This is a genomic window from Rhizobium beringeri (genome assembly GCF_004306515.1).
Lineage (GTDB): Bacteria > Pseudomonadota > Alphaproteobacteria > Rhizobiales > Rhizobiaceae > Rhizobium > Rhizobium beringeri.
On sequence record NZ_SILG01000001.1, the window covers coordinates 2,129,095 to 2,145,095 of the forward strand.

The window sequence follows — 16,001 nt, forward strand, 5'->3', positions numbered from 1 at the left end:
GGAAAATCCATGTATTCGCGCAAGTTTCTCATCGTATGCGGCTTGGCCGCCGCGGCATTGTCTCCCGTTGCAGATGTCGCTCCGGCAGCCACCGCTGCAACCCGTGACAAGGCCTTCTTCGATTCCGTCGCCGGCTCCTGGAAGGGCCCCGGCGAAATCGTCGCCGGCAAGTACAAGGGCACGAAATTCACCTGCAACCTGATCGGTGAGCCCACCGGCGACAGCAGCGCCGGCATCAAGCTCGACGGCACCTGCCGCGTCGGCGTCTTCAAGCAGCCGATGACCGCCGTCATCTCACAGTCGGGCGCTAGCTATAAGGGCAAGTTCCTCGACGGCGCCGCCGGCAAGGGCCTTGACGTCGTCTCCGGCGCCGTCAGCGAGGATACCGTCGTTGTCGGCATCAACCGCGCCAAGCTGAATGGTGCGATGATCGCCCGCGTGCGCGACGACAAGACGATGAACGTCACCGTTTCGGTCAAGGTCGAAAGCCAGATGATCCCGGTGATCGGCCTGACGCTGACCCGCCAGGTCGACGAGATGGCCGTCGGTTCTATTCAGTAGACAAACCGCACAGCGGATTTTCCTGAAGCGGCGGGTTTCCCGCCGTTTTCCGTTTCAGCTTCCCTGCTTCAGGCGCTCCGCCACCAATCGCGACTGTCGTCGGCAACCTCGATGCCGGCCACCTCGGCATCCGACAGCCAGTCACTCACCGCCCTGCCCCTGACGAGAAGATCCGGCGCGATATCGGCAAGCGGCATCAGCACGAAACCGCGATCGGTCATCCGCGGATGCGGCAGTTCCAGCCGCGGCGCGTCCTGGATCACGTCGCCATAGGTCAGCACATCAATATCCAGCGTGCGTGGCCCCCAGCGCTCGATGCGTTCGCGTTTCATCTCACGTTCGATCGACAGGCAGACATCGAGCAACGCCTCCGGATGGAGCCGGGTCTTAACGGCGGCGCAAGCGTTGAAGAAGAAGGATTGGTCGGTTTTTCCCCAGGGTGGCGTGCGATAGAGCCGCGACACCGCCGTAACACGGCAGTCGTCCCGTCCATCCAGCCTCTGCAGTGCGGCCGCCATCGCCTTCACGGGATCGCCGATATTGCCGCCGAGACCGAGTGTGGCGGATTGCAATGCGGCCTCAGGCAAAGTGCTCAACGCTCACCTGCACGAAATCGAGCACGCCGGGCACCGGCGCGTTCGGTTTGCGCACCGTGATCTTCGCCCGCCGGATCTGCGGGAATGTCTCGCAAAGCCCCTTGGCGATATCGAGCGCCAGGGACTCGATCAGGTAGCGCCGCTTGCCGGTGACAATCTGCTCGATCACAGTGAACGCGATGCCGTAATTGACGGTATCGTTGATCGAATCGCTCTCTAGTGCCTCGCCGGCGACGACATCGAGCTCGGCATCGACGAAGAAGCGCTGGCCGAGGAATTCTTCCTCGTCATGCACGCCGTGGCGCGCGAAGAAGGCGCAGTTCTGCAGCGTGATCGTGTAGGTGGTCATGTCGGCCGCTTCCTCTCGAATTCCTGGCGCGCATTGAGCATAGCATCGGCGATATCGAGCGCATCCCTGTTGATTGCGACATTGTGCACCCGGAAAACTGCAGCCCCTTGAAGTCTGAGCAACGCACTGGTCACAGCCGTCGCCGCATCTCTGTCCTGTGCCTCACGCCCCGTCACTGCGCCGAGGAAGCGTTTGCGCGACGTGCCGGCGAGCAGCGGCAGGCCGAAGCGGGAAAGTTCGGAAAACCGCGCCATCAGCTCCAGGTTCTCCTCCGCCGTCTCCTTGGCGAAGCCGAAGCCCGGATCGAGTACGATGCGGTCGCGGTTGACGCCTGATGCAGCGGCGATCGCAAGCGATCGTTCGAGAAAATGCACCTGATCGGCAATCACATCGACGAGTTTTACCCTGTCGCGGCCGGTGTGCATGATGCAGAGCCCGGCTCCGGTCACCGCAGCAATATCGGCGATATCGGGCTCCTTCTGCAGCCCGAAGACGTCGTTGACGATATGGGCGCCGGCGCCGATCGCAAGCCGCGCCGTCTCGGCGCGATAGGTGTCGATCGAGATCAGCGCCTGGGTGCGCCCGCGCAGTGCTTCGATGACGGGCAGCACGCGCGCCTGTTCCTCGGAAGGGCTGACGGTTGCTGCGTTCGGCCGGGTCGATTCGCCGCCGATATCGACAATGCCGGCACCCTCGTTCACCGCCCGCAGCGCCTGTTCGACCGCCGCGTCGACGGTCTCAAAGCGTCCGCCGTCCGAAAAGGAGTCCGGCGTCACGTTGATGATCGCCATGATCGTCGAACGATGGCCGAGTTCGATCTCCCGGCCATGGCCGACACGCCAGATACTGCCTTCGAGCCCTGTCACCAGACTTATCCCATTGATGACGAAAAAAGCGCCATCCGATATTGCGCTTGCGGTGGCTATGCCCCAAGCTCCTGTCGATTTCAACACGGGTTGCGTTCAGAATGCCGCTTGCAGTGCGTTATATGGTCCTTCCTATCGCCTTTTCCATTGCTCTTTGCCTTTGCAGCCCCGTGGCAGCCGAAGTGATCGCATCGAAAAGCTATTCCTATTTCGACATTCGCGGCAAAACCGCGGATGAGCTCGATCGCGAACTCAGCCGGCGCGGCCCGACGGCGAGCGGTTCCTCGGCGCGCCATCCCGGCGCCACGAAGATCCGCTTCGGCGGCGAGGCAACCTATATCCAGGATAACGGGCGTTGCCGCGTCGGCAACGTCAAGGTCACGGTCCACACCCAGATCATCCTGCCGCGCTGGAGCAGCCGCAAGGGCGCCAGCAAGGAGCTGTCGATGATCTGGGACGCGCTGTCGAGCGATATCAAGCGCCACGAGGAACGCCATGCCGAGATCGCCCGAGATCAGGCCCGCGCCATGGAGCGTGCCATTCGGGCGCTGCGGCAGCAGCGCAGCTGCGAAGCCATGCAGGAACTCGTCTCCGACGAATCAGCTCGCGGTATAGAGGAGCACGACCGGCAGCAGGCGCGATTCGACCGGGTCGAGGCGGTCAATTTTCAGAAGCGAATGTTGAGGTTGCTGAATAATCGAATCAACGGTCGAGCCGGCGAAAAATAAGGCTTTTTCAATCTGCTTGCGAGCGGAAAACCTTAGCTGCACAACGAAACTTGTGCGAAACTTGCACCCTCCCCAGCGATTGAATGGTCATTTTTCATCCTGGCAGACTCAACCGGAACGCGTTAATATGAACACATTCGAAAGTTCAGGTACGGCATCTGCACTTTCATCGCTGGGTTCTCCTGGCGCGTTCCGAAGCCGCGGATGTTCCTCCCTCATCCGTAGGTAATGCGCCCGCCTCGCCTCGCTCGCTCAAGCGCGCGAGGCGTCTTTTTTTGATATCGAAATTTTCGGCGACGTTTGAAGCGTTGCGTGCTTCAGGCCTGGCGTTCCGGCACGTGGACCACGAGCCCGTCATAGACAGCCTTCATCCGGATCTGACAGGACAGCCGGGAAGTCGGGCGTACATCGAAGGCGAAGTCGAGCATGTCCTCTTCCATCGCTTCCGGCTGGCCGACCTTTTCCGTCCACTCCTCGTCGACATAGACATGACAGGTCGCGCAGGCGCAGGCGCCGCCGCATTCGGCCTCGATGCCGGGCACCGAATTGCGCACGGCATTCTCCATCACGGTGGAGCCTTGGTCGACGTCGAGGTCGAAGCGCGTGCCGTCGAAGGCGACGATGGTAAGTTTGGGCATCAGGACTATTTCCGGTCTTCAGGTGGGTGGGCGGATTTTCTTCCGACAATTTGACGCGTCAGTCAATATTGGCGAAATCCGCCATAGCCTCGCAGATCGGGCCTTCGCCCGCCGTCTTCAAAGCGTCATACGGGACGTCGCAAAAAGACCCGCGGTTCCGCAATGGAACAACGGGCCTCGTTAAAACAGTATCTCATGCATGTCGCCCAAAAATGTGCGGCGGTTTTGGAACAATGACATACGTTAAATAAAGACTTAGAGATCAGCCGCGGCAGAGCTTCAGGATGAAATTCTCGGCGTCGATGACGGCGGCGCCCAGCGCTGCCGTCGCGCCGGCATCGCCGCCGGTTTCCTCGACGGCTTCCGCCGTCTGCGACACGCGGAACGCGCCGACCGAGCTTGCCGCACCCTTCAGCCGATGCGCGGCTGCGCCAATACGGATGGTTTCACCGCTCGCGATATCCTGGAGACATGCGCGAGCCTGGCGCGCAAACATCTGAAGGACTTCGATTTCCAGCGTCTTGTCGCCCATCGTCTGCTTTGCAAGATGGACCAGATCGATCGGCCGAACCTTCGAGGGACACGGTCCCTTTGCATTATCCGGCGCCTCGAATACGATGTTCAATGCTGCCATCTGGGCTGCCATTGCCAATTCTCCCGTCTCTGTCGTCCGCAGTTGCAACAGTTCTGCGTCAGGAGGGTGGCCATCACGTTAAATTCCGGCACATTCAGGGCGGAAATCTCGCCATATGGTTAACGTCCGTTAAACATCCCTAAATTATTGGTTTTTAAGCGGTGTCTAGGATTCAAAGATGTTAACAACGGGTTAACGGGCCGTGAATCTCAAGCCTTCATTAATTGTGTGAAGAGCCCAGATGTGTCACTACGATACTAGTGGAGCGGGTTTATGGTACGCGCCTTTGCCGAGCGAGTGGATAATGGTAGTGTTTTGATACCTTCCGTTTGAAAAAGCGGCTATCTACTCTGAAATGACATGCTTATCCGTCCTTCGTTGGACGGGAGGCTGGAACGGCAAAGTTGTTCCCCGGTGAGGCGGAAGCCCGGGATGCGCGGTTGGGCCGGCTGACAGTAACGAGGCATACCCGAATGGCGAACAACAAATATAACGAGTCGATTGAGGATAAGGCGTTCAAGGCATTGGACGAGGCGCTCCAGATCGACTTCAGCAAGGATAACGTACCGTCTCGCCGCGGCGACGCGCCCCAGGCCCCGGAGGCTAATGTGTCTGATCCAGTAAATGCGCGTAATCAGCAGGCCCAGGAAGAAGCGCAGCGCCGCAGCCGCCGCGGTGCCGGCGGCGAGCAGACTTCCAGGGGTCCGACCTTCGCGCCCGCCAACGATGCCAGCCGCAATACGCCCGCCTCGATCCTGAAATCCTTTGACGGCGCCTCCAGCCGCTCGGCGGTGCGCACCGCCACCCTGTTTTCCGTGCTTTGGGTCATGGCCGGCCTCGGTCTGATGTCGCTGCTATACTCTCCACAGATCTGGCAGATCCGTTCGCTCGCCGATCTCGTCGCCCTGCCCGGCGTCATCGCCGGCCTCGTCGGCATCATCATTCCCGTGATGATGTTCTATGCCTTCGCCATTATGATCTCCCGCGCCCAGGACATGCGCAACGCCGCCCGCTCCATGGCAGAGGTGGCATTGCGCCTGGCAGAGCCGGAAACCATCGCCTCCGAGCGCATCATGACGGTCGGCCAGGCCGTGCGCCGTGAGGTCTCGGCCATGAATGAGGGCATCGAGCGCACCATCGCCCGTGCCTCCGAGCTGGAAACGCTCGTCCATTCCGAAGTCAATGCCCTTGAACGTTCCTATGCCGACAACGAGTTGCGCGTGCGCGGCCTCGTCCACGAACTCGGTTCCGAGCGCGAGGCGATCGTCAACCATGCCGATCGTATCCGCACCTCGATCGGCAGCGTGCACGACCAGTTGAAGGAAGAGCTGTCGCTTGCGACCGAAGAGATCGCGGTGCGGCTTGCCACATCGGGCGAAGCCTTCGCCTCGCTGATCGATACACGCGCCGCGACGATCCTGGAAAAGTCAGACAGCGCCCTGCAGTCGATGGGCAGCCTGCTCGCAGCCAAGACCGATACCCTGTTGCAGACACTGAACGCATCGGGTTTTGCGCTGGCCACCGAATTCGACAACCGCCTCGAAGCCCTCTCCGTCAATCTCAACGACCATGGCGAAAGGCTGCTCAGCCAGTTCGAGACGCGCGCCTCGACCATGGACAGCAGCACGGAAAAGCTGAACGCGGCGCTGAACGAGCGTACGCACCAGCTCAACGAGATCCTGATCGCTCGCACCCGCGAGATCAACGAGAGCCTGACCTCAGGCGAACGCACGATCGGCGGCACACTTGACGACGTGCTGTCGAAGCTGAACAGCGCGCTCGACGAAAAAGGTGCAAGCTTCCGCCAGAGCCTGCAGACCACGGCCGACGACGCCGTCATGGATCTCGACGTGCGCTCCGGCTTCTTCGAGGAGCGGCTGCAGACGACCGTCGCCCACCTGTCGACCGCCTTCGACGAACGCGTCGCCGAATTCACCAGCGCCTTCGATAAACGCACAGGCTCGCTCGACACCAAGCTGATGGAGAGCCTCGCCCGTATCAACGAGACGCTGACCGGCGGCTCGGATTCGATCGACGGCATCCTGAACTCCGGCATCGACCGCCTTGGTTCGTCGATGACCGACCAGTCGCTGGCGCTCGCCACCGCGCTCGCCACCGGCCACGAAGTACTGGAAAGCACGCTCGGCAGCCGCGCCGACGAAATCACCACAGCACTCACCAGCCGCACCGGCGAACTGACCTCGGCGCTGCAGAGCGCTACGTCTGACATCGCGCTGACGCTTGCGACCGGCACCTCCGAGCTGCAGAACAACCTTCAGACACGCTCGGCCGAATTGCGCGACACGCTGCGCACCACCACCACCGATCTGACGACTGCCGTGGCCGCCGGCACCGAGCAGGTGACCGCTGCCTTCGGCGGTCGCGCCGAGGAGCTAAGCGGCGTGCTTGCCGCGCGAGCGGCCGAAATCAGCGAAGCGCTCGGCACGGCACACGGCCGTATTGACAGCGTCATGGCAGAGCGCGGTGGCGCGCTGGTCGAGGCGCTGACCACCCATCACGGCCGCTTCGAGGAAGCGCTGGCAACTCGCTCCGACGCCATCATCAATGCCGTCTCCGGTACCCATGACCGTCTTGCCGAGACGCTCGACGAAAAAGCGATGGCGCTGGCCATCTCTCTGAACGAGGGCCAGGCCCGCATCGAGGACACGCTCGAGACCCGCTCCGAAGCGCTGCTGAATGCGGTATCAAGCACGCATGACCGCCTCTCCGAAACGCTCGACGAGAAGGCGATGGCTCTCGCCATTTCGCTCAACGAAAACCAGGCCCGCATTGAGGATACGCTCGAGACCCGCTCGGAGGCCTTCCTCAACGCCGTGTCCGGCACTCATGATCGCCTGTCAGCAACGCTAGACAGCAAGGCGGCCGCCCTTACGACCTCGCTCGACGAGCGCCATTCCCGCATCGAGGATGCGCTTGGAACGCGCGCCGAGGCGCTGCTGAACACCGTGTCCGGCACGCGCGATCGCCTTGCCGAGACGCTCGACGAGAAGGCCATGGCGCTGGCCATTTCCTTGAACGAGAGCCAGGCCCGCATTGAGGATACGCTCGAAACCCGTTCCGCGGCCCTGCTGAACGCCGTCTCCGGCACCCATGATCGCCTCTCCGAGACGCTGGACGGCAAGGCGGCAGCGTTTGCCACCTCGCTGAGCGAAGGCCAGGCCCGTATCGAGAATACGCTCGAAACCCGCTCTGCAGCTCTGCTGAACGCCGTCTCCGGCACCCATGATCGCCTCTCCGAGACGCTGGACGAAAAGGCGATGACGCTCGCCATTTCGCTCAACGAAACTCAGACGCGTATCGAGGAAACGCTCGACGAAAAAGCGACGGCGCTCGCCGCCTCCCTGAACCAGGGCCAGAGCCGCCTGCAGGACACGCTGGAGAGCCGCTCGGAATCCTTCCTCAATGCGGTCTCTGCCACCCACGACCGCCTGTCCGAGACACTCGACGATCGGGCGATGGCGCTTGCCATCTCGCTGAACGAGAGCCAGAGCCGTCTCGAGGAGACGCTGACAACAGGCGCCGAAGCGATCACCAATGCGGTCTCCGGCACGCACGAAGGCCTGAACGGTGTGCTCGACCAGAAGGCCGCCGCCCTTGCCGCCTCGCTGAACGAAGGCCAGACCCGCCTCGAGGAAGCCTTGGGGCACCGCACCGCCGCGATCATCGGCGCCGTGACGGCAACCCACGACCGGCTCACCGATACGCTCGATGAAAAGACCATGGCGCTCGCCATTTCGCTCGACGATAACCAGAGCCGCTTCGACAGTGTGCTCGAAGCTCGCAGCAACGCCATCATGGAGGCCGTCTCCGGTGCCGAGGCCCGAGTCGCCGGCGCCTTCTCCGACAAGACCGATGCGATCCGTACCGCCTATACCGACAATCAGCAGCGGCTCGAAAATGCGCTTTCCGAACATAGCGCCGCCCTCTCGGGCGTTCTCGATGCCGGCGGCGCCCGCTTCGAGGATCTCGTCGGCGGCTTGACCGGCCGCATTGAAGGCCGTCTGACCGATGCACATACACGGCTCGGAGGCCTCGCCGACGAGGCTGCAGCGCGCATCGAGGGTGGGCTCGCCTCTGCCCATGAGCGCATCCGCACGACGCTCGAAGACCGCGCCAACGCCATCGACCTATCGCTGAACCAGGCCCATGCGCTGATCAGCGATACGCTGGCCGAACAGGCGACCAGCATCGGCACATCGGTGGCGACGAGCGTCGGCATGCTCGAATTGTCGCTGGAGCACCGTGAAGCCGCGATCCGCCAGGCGATCGATGCCGGCGCCCAGACATTGGAAGATCGCATGCATGCCGGCGCCGGCCAGATCGCCAGCCGCTTCCAGGAGGCGGCAAATGCGATTTCGAGCTCCACCCAGAATTTCTCCGCCCATCTCGATCGGTCGGTCGAAAGCCTGACGGGCCGTTTTGAAGAAACCGGATCACGTGTGGAAACCGGTCTCGCAGCGATCGAGACCCGTATCCGCGACGGCGTCGGCGGCGTTGCCGAAAAGGTCGAAGCGGCCACCGGCCAGCTGTCCGGCGTGCTTGCCGACGGCGTCTCCCGTCTCGGCGCGCTCAGCAACGATACCACTCAGCGCATCTCGGCGACGCTCGAAGGCAGTGCTGCAAACCTCACCCAGGCGATCGACAGCCGCACCGCCAATCTGGCCGAGACGCTGGACAGCCGCGCCACCAGCCTGACCGGCGCCATCGACGGCCGCACCGCGAGCCTCGGCGAAACGCTCGACCGCGGCAATGAACGCATCGAGGAACGCCTCTCCACCATGGACCGTGCGTTGACCGTCGGCCTCGAGGCCGTCAACCGCACCATCGAAGGCAAGGCCGCCGGTCTCGCCTCGACGCTGCGCAGCGCGGTTGCCGACGCGGCCCAGGGAATGGAAGGCGAAGCGACGAGAACCACCGAACTGCTTGGCAAGACCGGCCAGCAATTCGCCGAGGATCTCAATGCGAAAAGCGACGAATTCACCCGCACCATGGATGAGCGCTCGTCGCAGATCGTCACCCGTGTCGCTGAAGCTCAGAACCGGTTGGCAAGCCAGGCCGCTGCCGTCGCCCAGACCTTCTCGGAAGCAGGTAACGCCATCGTCAACAAGGTCGCCGAGGCAGAGACCATCGTCGGCACGCAGGTCAATGCCATCTCCAAGGTGCTGTCGGATGCCGGCCAGTCTCTGGAGACACGCGGCAATGCCATCCGCTCGACACTGTCGGGCGCCGGCAGCGAGATTTCCGCCACCATGGCGGATGTCGACCGGGCGCTCGAAGCCCGCAGCAGCGCCATTCGCACCAACCTCGAGGAACGTGCCCGCGAGATCGATACGACGTTCTCCGACATCGACCGGGCGCTCGAAGCACGCGGCAACTCGATCCGCTCGACGCTCGAAGAGCGCACCCGCGACCTCAACTCGATGCTATCAGGCCGTTCGGTCGAATTGACGCGCATCCTCGACGAAACGGCCCGCCCGATCATCGACCGGTACACCGATGCCGGCGAGCAGGCCGCCGCCCGCATCACCGCCGCGGCCAACCTCAGCGCCGACCGTCTGCGCGCCGAAAACGAAGCGCTCGCCAGCGCCGTTGCCGCCCGCACCGAGAATGTCGCCAATGCCGTCAGCGCCATTGAAAACAGCCTGGTCGGCAACGTCAACGGCCTCGTCCAGCGCATGTCGGAAAGCAGCGCGGCGATGGCGATGATGATGAACCGCGCCGCCGAGCAACTGGCCAGCGTCGACGGCCGTCTCGGCGATACCACCACGCGCTTTGCCGACTCCGCCACCAAGGCCGCTGAAATGGTCTCCGCCTCGACCAGGCTTCTCGAAGGCAAGGTCGACCGCCTCTCCGACATCTCGGGCCAAACGCTGGCACAGGTCGGCGGCATCATCGGCCGCTTCGACGAACACTCCAAGGTTCTGACCCAGGCTTCGCAGCTTCTCGGCGCCGCCCAGTCCAACCTCGCCTCGACGCTCGAAGAGCGCGAGAGCGCTCTGCAGACGCTCTCGGTCGGCCTCGTCTCGCGCTCCGCAGAGATCGAAAAGACCATGCAAGGCCTCGGCAGCATGATCGAGACCGTGTTCGAGCGGGCAGAGCAACGCTCCAGCCAGGTCACCGGCAATTTGCGCCAGGGCGTGCAATCCTCCTTCGCCGATATCGGCCGCATTCTCACCGAAACCGAGAAGCGCGCCCAGGAAGCGGCAGAGACGATGCGCGAGGCAATCACCCGCGCAGGCGACGAGGCCAATACGACGATCGACGGCACCTTTGCCAATGTCGAGCGCCGTTCCGGCGATCTCTCCAATCGCATTCGCGGCGGTCTCACCGCCTCGCTGTCGGACGTCGAGCGCATGCTCGGCGAAGCCGGCCGCGCCTCCGACGGCGCCGCCCAGCACATGCGCGAAGCGCTGCGCGAAGCGATCGATGATGCCGTCGGCCGTTTCTCCGGCGCCACCGAGGATATCCGCCGCTCCGCGGCCGACATCCGTAACGAGCTCGACGCCACCCGCGCCGAGCTGAAGCGTGGCGCCTTCGATCTTCCCGAGGAAGCCAAGGAAAGCGCCTCGGCCATGCGCCGGGCCGTTGCCGAGCAGATCAAGGCACTGCAGGATATCTCCCAGCTCGTCGGCCGCTCCAGCCAGCAGCTCGAGATCTCCGAGCCTGTCGCCCGCACGCTCGCTCAGGCGCAGCCTGCCCCGCGTCCCGCCCAGCCGGTCGCGGCCCAGCCGCCACAGCCGGCAGCCTCCCCGCCGATCGAAGCGACAGGTCTGCGCGGAACGATCGCACCGTCCGCGCCGGCTGCCGCCCCCCAGCGCGCCGCCCCGCAGCCTGCGCCCACTCGCCAGGAAACAGGCCGCCCGGAAACAGGTCGCCAGGAGCCGGCTCGACCGGAAAGCGGCGGCTGGATCAGCGATCTCCTGCGTGGCGCATCGCGTGAGGAGGCCGCCGACGAGGCCGCGGCCGCCCGTGTTCCCGCCCGTCCGGCGGAAACTGCCGCGCCGGCCGCGCGCAGCAACGACAGCCGCAATCCACGCCACGTCGTCGAATCGCTGAACTCGCTCTCGGTCGATATCGCCCGCGCCATCGACCATGACGCCTCGGTCGATCTCTGGCGCCGTTACCAGCGCGGCGAGCGCGACGTCTTCACCCGCCGCCTCTACACGCTGAAGGGCCAGCAGACCTTCGACGAGATCAAGCGCAAATACGACCGCGAACCGGAGTTCCGCACCGCCGTCGACCGCTACATCGGTGATTTCGAAAAGCTGCTCGCCGACGTCGCCCGCACCGACCCGAACCGGACGGTGACGCAGTCCTACCTCACCTCGGATACGGGCAAGGTCTACACCATGCTCGCCCACGCCGCAGGCAGGCTCGGCTGAGCCTGGCTGATCTGAACTGGAATTACCCGGGAAAGCCGCTTGAACATGTGTCAGGCGGCTTTCGCCATCCAGTCACGGAAACCTCGCCCGAATGACCAAGGCCCTTCTGATCATCGACGTCCAGAATGCGATCCTCTCCGGCAAAGCCTCGCCAGAGCGGCAGCCTCAAGTCGATGCCGCGCTCGACGAGACCGTCGCACGGCTGGCCGCGCTACAGGAAAAAGCTCGGCAGGCGGGCGCGCCGATCGTACTCGTTCAGCATGACGGCGACAGCAGCCATCGATTGGCTGTCGGCACGCCGGGTTGGGCGCTGCGCGACGAGATCACGCCGAGGCAGGCCGAGGTCGTTGTGCGCAAGAAAAGCGCCGACTCCTTCTTCGAGACCGATCTTGGAGAACGCTTGGGCGAACGATCGGTCACTCACCTCGTCGTCGGTGGATGCATGTCCCAATTCTGCATCGACACGACAGTCAGGCGAGCCGTGTCGCTCGGATATGATGTGACGTTGATTGCCGATGGTCACACGACCGGCGACACGGCGACCTTCACCTTCTCCGAGATCATCGCTCATCACAATGAAACGCTCGATGGTTTCGATGCGGGCAAGGCGACGGTAGAAATCCGCCCCGCCGCCGAGATCGAGTTTTCTTAAATTTTCGGGCTGCAGGAGAACCCGGACCGCCTGGCGGTCCGGTTTCCGTCTCATCGATCCGCGGCTATGCTCCAGTTATAAATGCACCGATCGAGGCCGATGGCGATCTCAAGCACCAGCACGTCGTGGTCGACGGCCGCTCCCTTCCTCGGCTGCGACCGGTAGTGCTGCGGAAAATCCGTGCGTCGCGAGATCGAGCAGACCTCCATCCACTTGTCGCCATTGTCGACCTCGATATCCATCGTCGCCTCGGAATAGGCAGGCAGCCGGTCGGAGGGTACGATCCGCGTCGGCAGATGGATCAGCGATGCAATCATGCGGCGGACCGGCTCGAGGCAGGCGGCGTGATAGTCGTTGCCGCTATCGGCCGTGAAGGCGCATTGGAATTCGAGCTGCCAGAATTCCTTCAGCCGCATGTGCTTGGTCGGCTGCTCCTGCTCACGACGATAGGATTTGCCGGCCTGCCAGACGCAGAGCGGCAGCCGTGTCTTCGAGTGATTGCCGAGAATATGCTGCATGTAGATGTAGGTCGACGGCGTGGTCTCCGGTCTCAGCACCAAGCATAGCATCGCTGGCGGAGAGCTGTTCCTGAACCCAGATATCGGCGTTCGAATAGGCGCTTGAAACCAGCGACCGCGGCATCAGCGCCGGCGCCTCGACCCTCCTGACTTCCCAGGCCGGATTGACGGATCTGAGAAAACTGCGGACCTCTTGCGAGAAGAAGCCGATCATATGATCGCGCAGATGGATCTCGCGCTCCTCCCAATGGACGAGCGAATTGACATGATAAATATTGAGCACGGCGCCTGTCTCCCTGGCAGCCTTGATTGACGTGGTGAGGGGCTTTACGTCCAGCAGCACGCCGGACGCCTGAGCGCCCTGACGTCACAGCAGGACGCGAAGACCTCGTCCGCCAAAAGCGCGCGCCATCGCGACCTGCAGGCAGGTGCTGATATGACGGGAGAAAAGCGCGCGCTTCATGCTCATGACGAGTTTTCTACGAGCCGAGCACATCATTGTCAAAACCGAAGAGGCTGAGACAAAAGGAATCAGCTGTGGATGACCCTTTTTTATTGCCCCCTGTCCTTCATTCCGTCACAAACTTTTCTGATCCGCTCACATTAGAGCGAATGGCTCACTCCACCATCCAAACGATAGAGACAGCAACATTGATGACCAAGACGACATCCCGGCTCCTTGCCACCGCGCTCTCTTCCGTTTTCCTGATGGGCGCTTTCACTCTGGCTCAGGCAGGCCAGGCAAGCTTCGTCGTTGATGTGCAGTCCGGTCAGGTCCTCGAGGGCTCCAATCAGGACGATTTGAACTATCCGGCCTCACTGACCAAAATGATGACGCTCTATCTCGCCTTCGAGGCCCTGCATGACGGACGCCTCAACTGGGATCAGAAGCTCACCATGTCGGAAAATGCCGAGAGCAAGGAGCCCTTCAAGCTCGCCGTCGGCGCCGGCCGCAAGGTGACGCTGCGCGAAGCGGTCGAAGGGATTGTCGTGCTGTCCGCCAACGATGCGGCCGTGGCGATCTCCGAGCAGCTTGGCGGCTCCGAACAGGCTTTCGCCAAGGCGATGACCGACAAGGCACGTCAGCTCGGCATGAAGGATACGGTCTTCAAGAATCCATCGGGCCTTCCCGATCCTGAGCAGGTCACCACGGCGCGCGATATGGCGACACTCGGCGTTTCGCTGATGCGCGACTTTCCAGAGGAGTTCAAGCTCTTCTCCATGCGCGGCTTCCAGTTCCGCGGCATGAAGCTGCGCGGCCATAACAACCTCATGTATCGCTATGACGGCGTCGACGGCATCAAGACCGGCTACACCGACGCATCGGGCTACAATGTCGTGACGTCGGCGCTGAAGGATGGCCGCCGCGTGGTCGGCGTCGTCATGGGCGAAAAGACCGCGAGCATACGCGACGACAAGATGGCAAGCCTGCTGGACAGCACTCTGTCGTCGTCATCGACCGCCACAGCTTCCACGACACCGGCCAGCCAGCCGGGAGCGATGATGACGGATTCGCAGCCGACCAAATAGGCCCGATGAGCAGAGACCTGCCGGCAGGATTTTGCTAGCGCATCGGCCCGAAAATCGGAAGCGATTTTCGGAAAGCACGATGTGTAGAATCAAAGAGTTAGAGCGTCCTTTGTGCGTCCCAAAGGACGCACGGCGCTCTAACGGGTTATCTAAAAGCCACTTCCAGGTGCTGCCGGTCTTGCGCGATCACCCTGCAATTCGTTTCGAATCCTTCGCCTTTGATGGCCAGAATGAATTCCGAAGGAATGCCTGATGAATTGGAGACCGAAATGCCGGCGCTCTCCGAGCCAATGGATTTGACGGTGCAGTCGATGGTCGAGCGCCGATCGTTGAACAGGATCGAACCCGCCTTCAGCACCCGCCGTCGAGCGCCAATGGCGTGATCGGCGTGGATGGAACTCCACGACACGCAACGATTCCGTCCGCCATGCTTGGCCTGATACATCGCCGCATCCGCCTGAGCCAGCAGGGTCTCGATCTCTTTGCCGACGATGGAGAGTGCCGAAGTTCCGAAGCTGGCTGTAACGGTCAGAGCGCCATGATCGCCGCGAATAGTCTCAGAGGCGATGGCGGCTCTGAGTTTCTCGGCGACTGCGACGGCACCTTCCCGATCGACATGCGGCAGGATGACGGCAAATTCCTCGCCGCCAAGACGGCCGAACAGATCACCGGCTCGAAGGGTCGCCTTGCAGGTCGATGCCACCGCCTTGAGGACCTCGTCTCCGGCGGCATGTCCATGCGTATCGTTCACCTTCTTGAAATGGTCGATATCGAAGACGATGCACGACAGGTCGTGCTTGTGCCGCAGAGCGAGCGAAATGAGCTGATCGGCCTCCTGCTTGAAGGCACGCCGAGTCATCGCCTCGGTGAGGCTGTCGATCGCGGCCGATTGCATGAGCTCGATGCGGTCCATCGCGGCCCCTGCCAGCTCCTCGAGAATGCCGAGATCTCTGTTGCCGAACGATCGTGGCCTGCGGTCAATCGCGCATACCGTTCCGATCATGTGCCCGGCTTTTGTTCTCAACGGTACACCGGCATAAAAACGAATATTGTCCTCGCCCGTCACCGAAGGATGCTGTGAAAACCGCGAGTCCTTGGTAGCGTCCTGCACGACAACAGGCCTTTCACAGTCCACGACGTAGCGGCAGAACGTGTCTTCGCGCGACACCTCGTCGGCCGAAAGGCCGGAGCAAGCCGCGTACCATTGCCGATGCGCATCGATCAGTGAGACGATGCCGATGTCGATGGAAAAGATCTCCTTTATCAGGCGTACGATCCGCTCGAAGCCCTCGTCCCTCGGCGTGTCGAGGAGATCGAGCTGCTGCAGCGCAGCCAGGCGATCATTTTCGCGTTGCATCGCCTCCAATGACGATTTCCCGAATACTCGTGCAGCCACCATGCAGCATTCCTCCTGAAAGGGATTGCATGATGCGTTCCATAAATTCATGAAGAAATTGAATACGATGACGGCCCCTATGCCATGGGGTCAAATATTTTTCAGAATTGACAACCCCCGATATTCACGG

11 protein-coding genes and 1 pseudogene are annotated in these 16,001 nt (G+C 62.4%); 5 read left to right on the plus strand and 7 right to left on the minus strand.

Annotated elements, in window-relative coordinates:
* The first annotated feature begins 9 nt into the window (after positions 1 to 9).
* On the plus strand, positions 10 to 561 hold the full coding sequence (locus tag ELH03_RS10805; RefSeq protein ID WP_128402648.1) for a hypothetical protein: 552 nt from the start codon (positions 10 to 12) through the stop codon (positions 559 to 561).
* Positions 562 to 629: 68 nt separating this feature from the next.
* Here ELH03_RS10805 and folK read toward each other — a convergent pair whose 3' ends face one another.
* From folK to folP, 3 genes are read right to left on the minus strand one after another with little or no spacing between them, the layout of a single operon-like run.
* A complete protein-coding gene (gene folK / locus ELH03_RS10810; protein WP_128402716.1) occupies positions 630 to 1,148 on the minus strand; it encodes a 2-amino-4-hydroxy-6-hydroxymethyldihydropteridine diphosphokinase in 519 nt (172 codons plus the stop codon).
* On the minus strand, positions 1,141 to 1,506 hold the full coding sequence (folB, locus tag ELH03_RS10815) for a dihydroneopterin aldolase (protein WP_003540148.1): 366 nt from the start codon (positions 1,504 to 1,506) through the stop codon (positions 1,141 to 1,143). The genes folK and folB overlap by 8 nt, the downstream gene beginning before the upstream one ends.
* Positions 1,503 to 2,372: a dihydropteroate synthase gene (gene folP / locus ELH03_RS10820; protein WP_128402649.1), complete on the minus strand. Its 870-nt coding sequence runs from the start codon at positions 2,370 to 2,372 to the stop codon at positions 1,503 to 1,505. Before folP ends, folB begins: the two co-directional genes overlap by 4 nt.
* Before the next feature lie 101 nt (positions 2,373 to 2,473).
* On the opposite strand from folP, the gene ELH03_RS10825 reads away from it, so the two are divergent.
* Positions 2,474 to 3,100 carry a DUF922 domain-containing Zn-dependent protease gene (locus ELH03_RS10825; protein WP_128402650.1) on the plus strand — a complete coding sequence of 209 codons (627 nt, stop codon included), beginning with the start codon at positions 2,474 to 2,476 and terminating at the stop codon, positions 3,098 to 3,100.
* A 317-nt stretch (positions 3,101 to 3,417) separates the two neighbouring features.
* On the opposite strand, the gene ELH03_RS10830 is transcribed toward ELH03_RS10825, so the two are convergent.
* Both ELH03_RS10830 and ELH03_RS10835 read right to left on the minus strand, forming a co-directional pair.
* Positions 3,418 to 3,738 (minus strand): 2Fe-2S iron-sulfur cluster-binding protein, encoded by a 321-nt coding sequence (locus ELH03_RS10830; protein ID WP_003540151.1) that lies wholly within the window; start codon positions 3,736 to 3,738, stop codon positions 3,418 to 3,420.
* Between the two features lie 262 nt (positions 3,739 to 4,000).
* Positions 4,001 to 4,384: an Hpt domain-containing protein gene (locus ELH03_RS10835; RefSeq protein WP_017964526.1), complete on the minus strand. Its 384-nt coding sequence runs from the start codon at positions 4,382 to 4,384 to the stop codon at positions 4,001 to 4,003.
* A gap of 461 nt (positions 4,385 to 4,845) precedes the next feature.
* Between ELH03_RS10835 and ELH03_RS10840 the strand changes: the two genes are divergently transcribed.
* Both ELH03_RS10840 and ELH03_RS10845 read left to right on the plus strand, forming a co-directional pair.
* Positions 4,846 to 11,775: an apolipoprotein A-IV repeat region-like domain-containing protein gene (locus ELH03_RS10840; protein WP_128402651.1), complete on the plus strand. Its 6,930-nt coding sequence runs from the start codon at positions 4,846 to 4,848 to the stop codon at positions 11,773 to 11,775.
* Between the two features lie 91 nt (positions 11,776 to 11,866).
* Positions 11,867 to 12,427: a cysteine hydrolase family protein gene (locus ELH03_RS10845; protein ID WP_128402652.1), complete on the plus strand. Its 561-nt coding sequence runs from the start codon at positions 11,867 to 11,869 to the stop codon at positions 12,425 to 12,427.
* 50 nt (positions 12,428 to 12,477) lie between these two features.
* Here the strand turns inward: ELH03_RS10845 and ELH03_RS10850 are convergent.
* A pseudogene (locus ELH03_RS10850) lies at positions 12,478 to 13,228 on the minus strand (aminoacyl--tRNA ligase-related protein).
* A gap of 371 nt (positions 13,229 to 13,599) precedes the next feature.
* Here ELH03_RS10850 and ELH03_RS10855 point away from each other — a divergent pair.
* Positions 13,600 to 14,475: a D-alanyl-D-alanine carboxypeptidase family protein gene (locus tag ELH03_RS10855; RefSeq protein WP_128402653.1), complete on the plus strand. Its 876-nt coding sequence runs from the start codon at positions 13,600 to 13,602 to the stop codon at positions 14,473 to 14,475.
* Positions 14,476 to 14,620: 145 nt separating this feature from the next.
* On the opposite strand, the gene ELH03_RS10860 is transcribed toward ELH03_RS10855, so the two are convergent.
* Positions 14,621 to 15,874 (minus strand): sensor domain-containing diguanylate cyclase, encoded by a 1,254-nt coding sequence (locus ELH03_RS10860; RefSeq protein WP_130766288.1) that lies wholly within the window; start codon positions 15,872 to 15,874, stop codon positions 14,621 to 14,623.
* Positions 15,875 to 16,001 lie beyond the last annotated feature (127 nt).

Coding starts and splice junctions, on each gene's coding strand:
- ELH03_RS10830 (WP_003540151.1), bottom strand. CDS start 3,738: ATGCCCAAACTTACCATCGTCGCCTTCGACGGCACGCGCTTCGACCTC.
- ELH03_RS10845 (WP_128402652.1), top strand. CDS start 11,867: ATGACCAAGGCCCTTCTGATCATCGACGTCCAGAATGCGATCCTCTCC.
- ELH03_RS10825 (WP_128402650.1), top strand. CDS start 2,474: ATGCCGCTTGCAGTGCGTTATATGGTCCTTCCTATCGCCTTTTCCATT.
- ELH03_RS10805 (WP_128402648.1), top strand. CDS start 10: ATGTATTCGCGCAAGTTTCTCATCGTATGCGGCTTGGCCGCCGCGGCA.
- ELH03_RS10840 (WP_128402651.1), top strand. CDS start 4,846: ATGGCGAACAACAAATATAACGAGTCGATTGAGGATAAGGCGTTCAAG.
- ELH03_RS10855 (WP_128402653.1), top strand. CDS start 13,600: ATGACCAAGACGACATCCCGGCTCCTTGCCACCGCGCTCTCTTCCGTT.
- ELH03_RS10835 (WP_017964526.1), bottom strand. CDS start 4,384: ATGGCAGCCCAGATGGCAGCATTGAACATCGTATTCGAGGCGCCGGAT.
- folB (WP_003540148.1), bottom strand. CDS start 1,506: ATGACCACCTACACGATCACGCTGCAGAACTGCGCCTTCTTCGCGCGC.
- ELH03_RS10860 (WP_130766288.1), bottom strand. CDS start 15,874: ATGGTGGCTGCACGAGTATTCGGGAAATCGTCATTGGAGGCGATGCAA.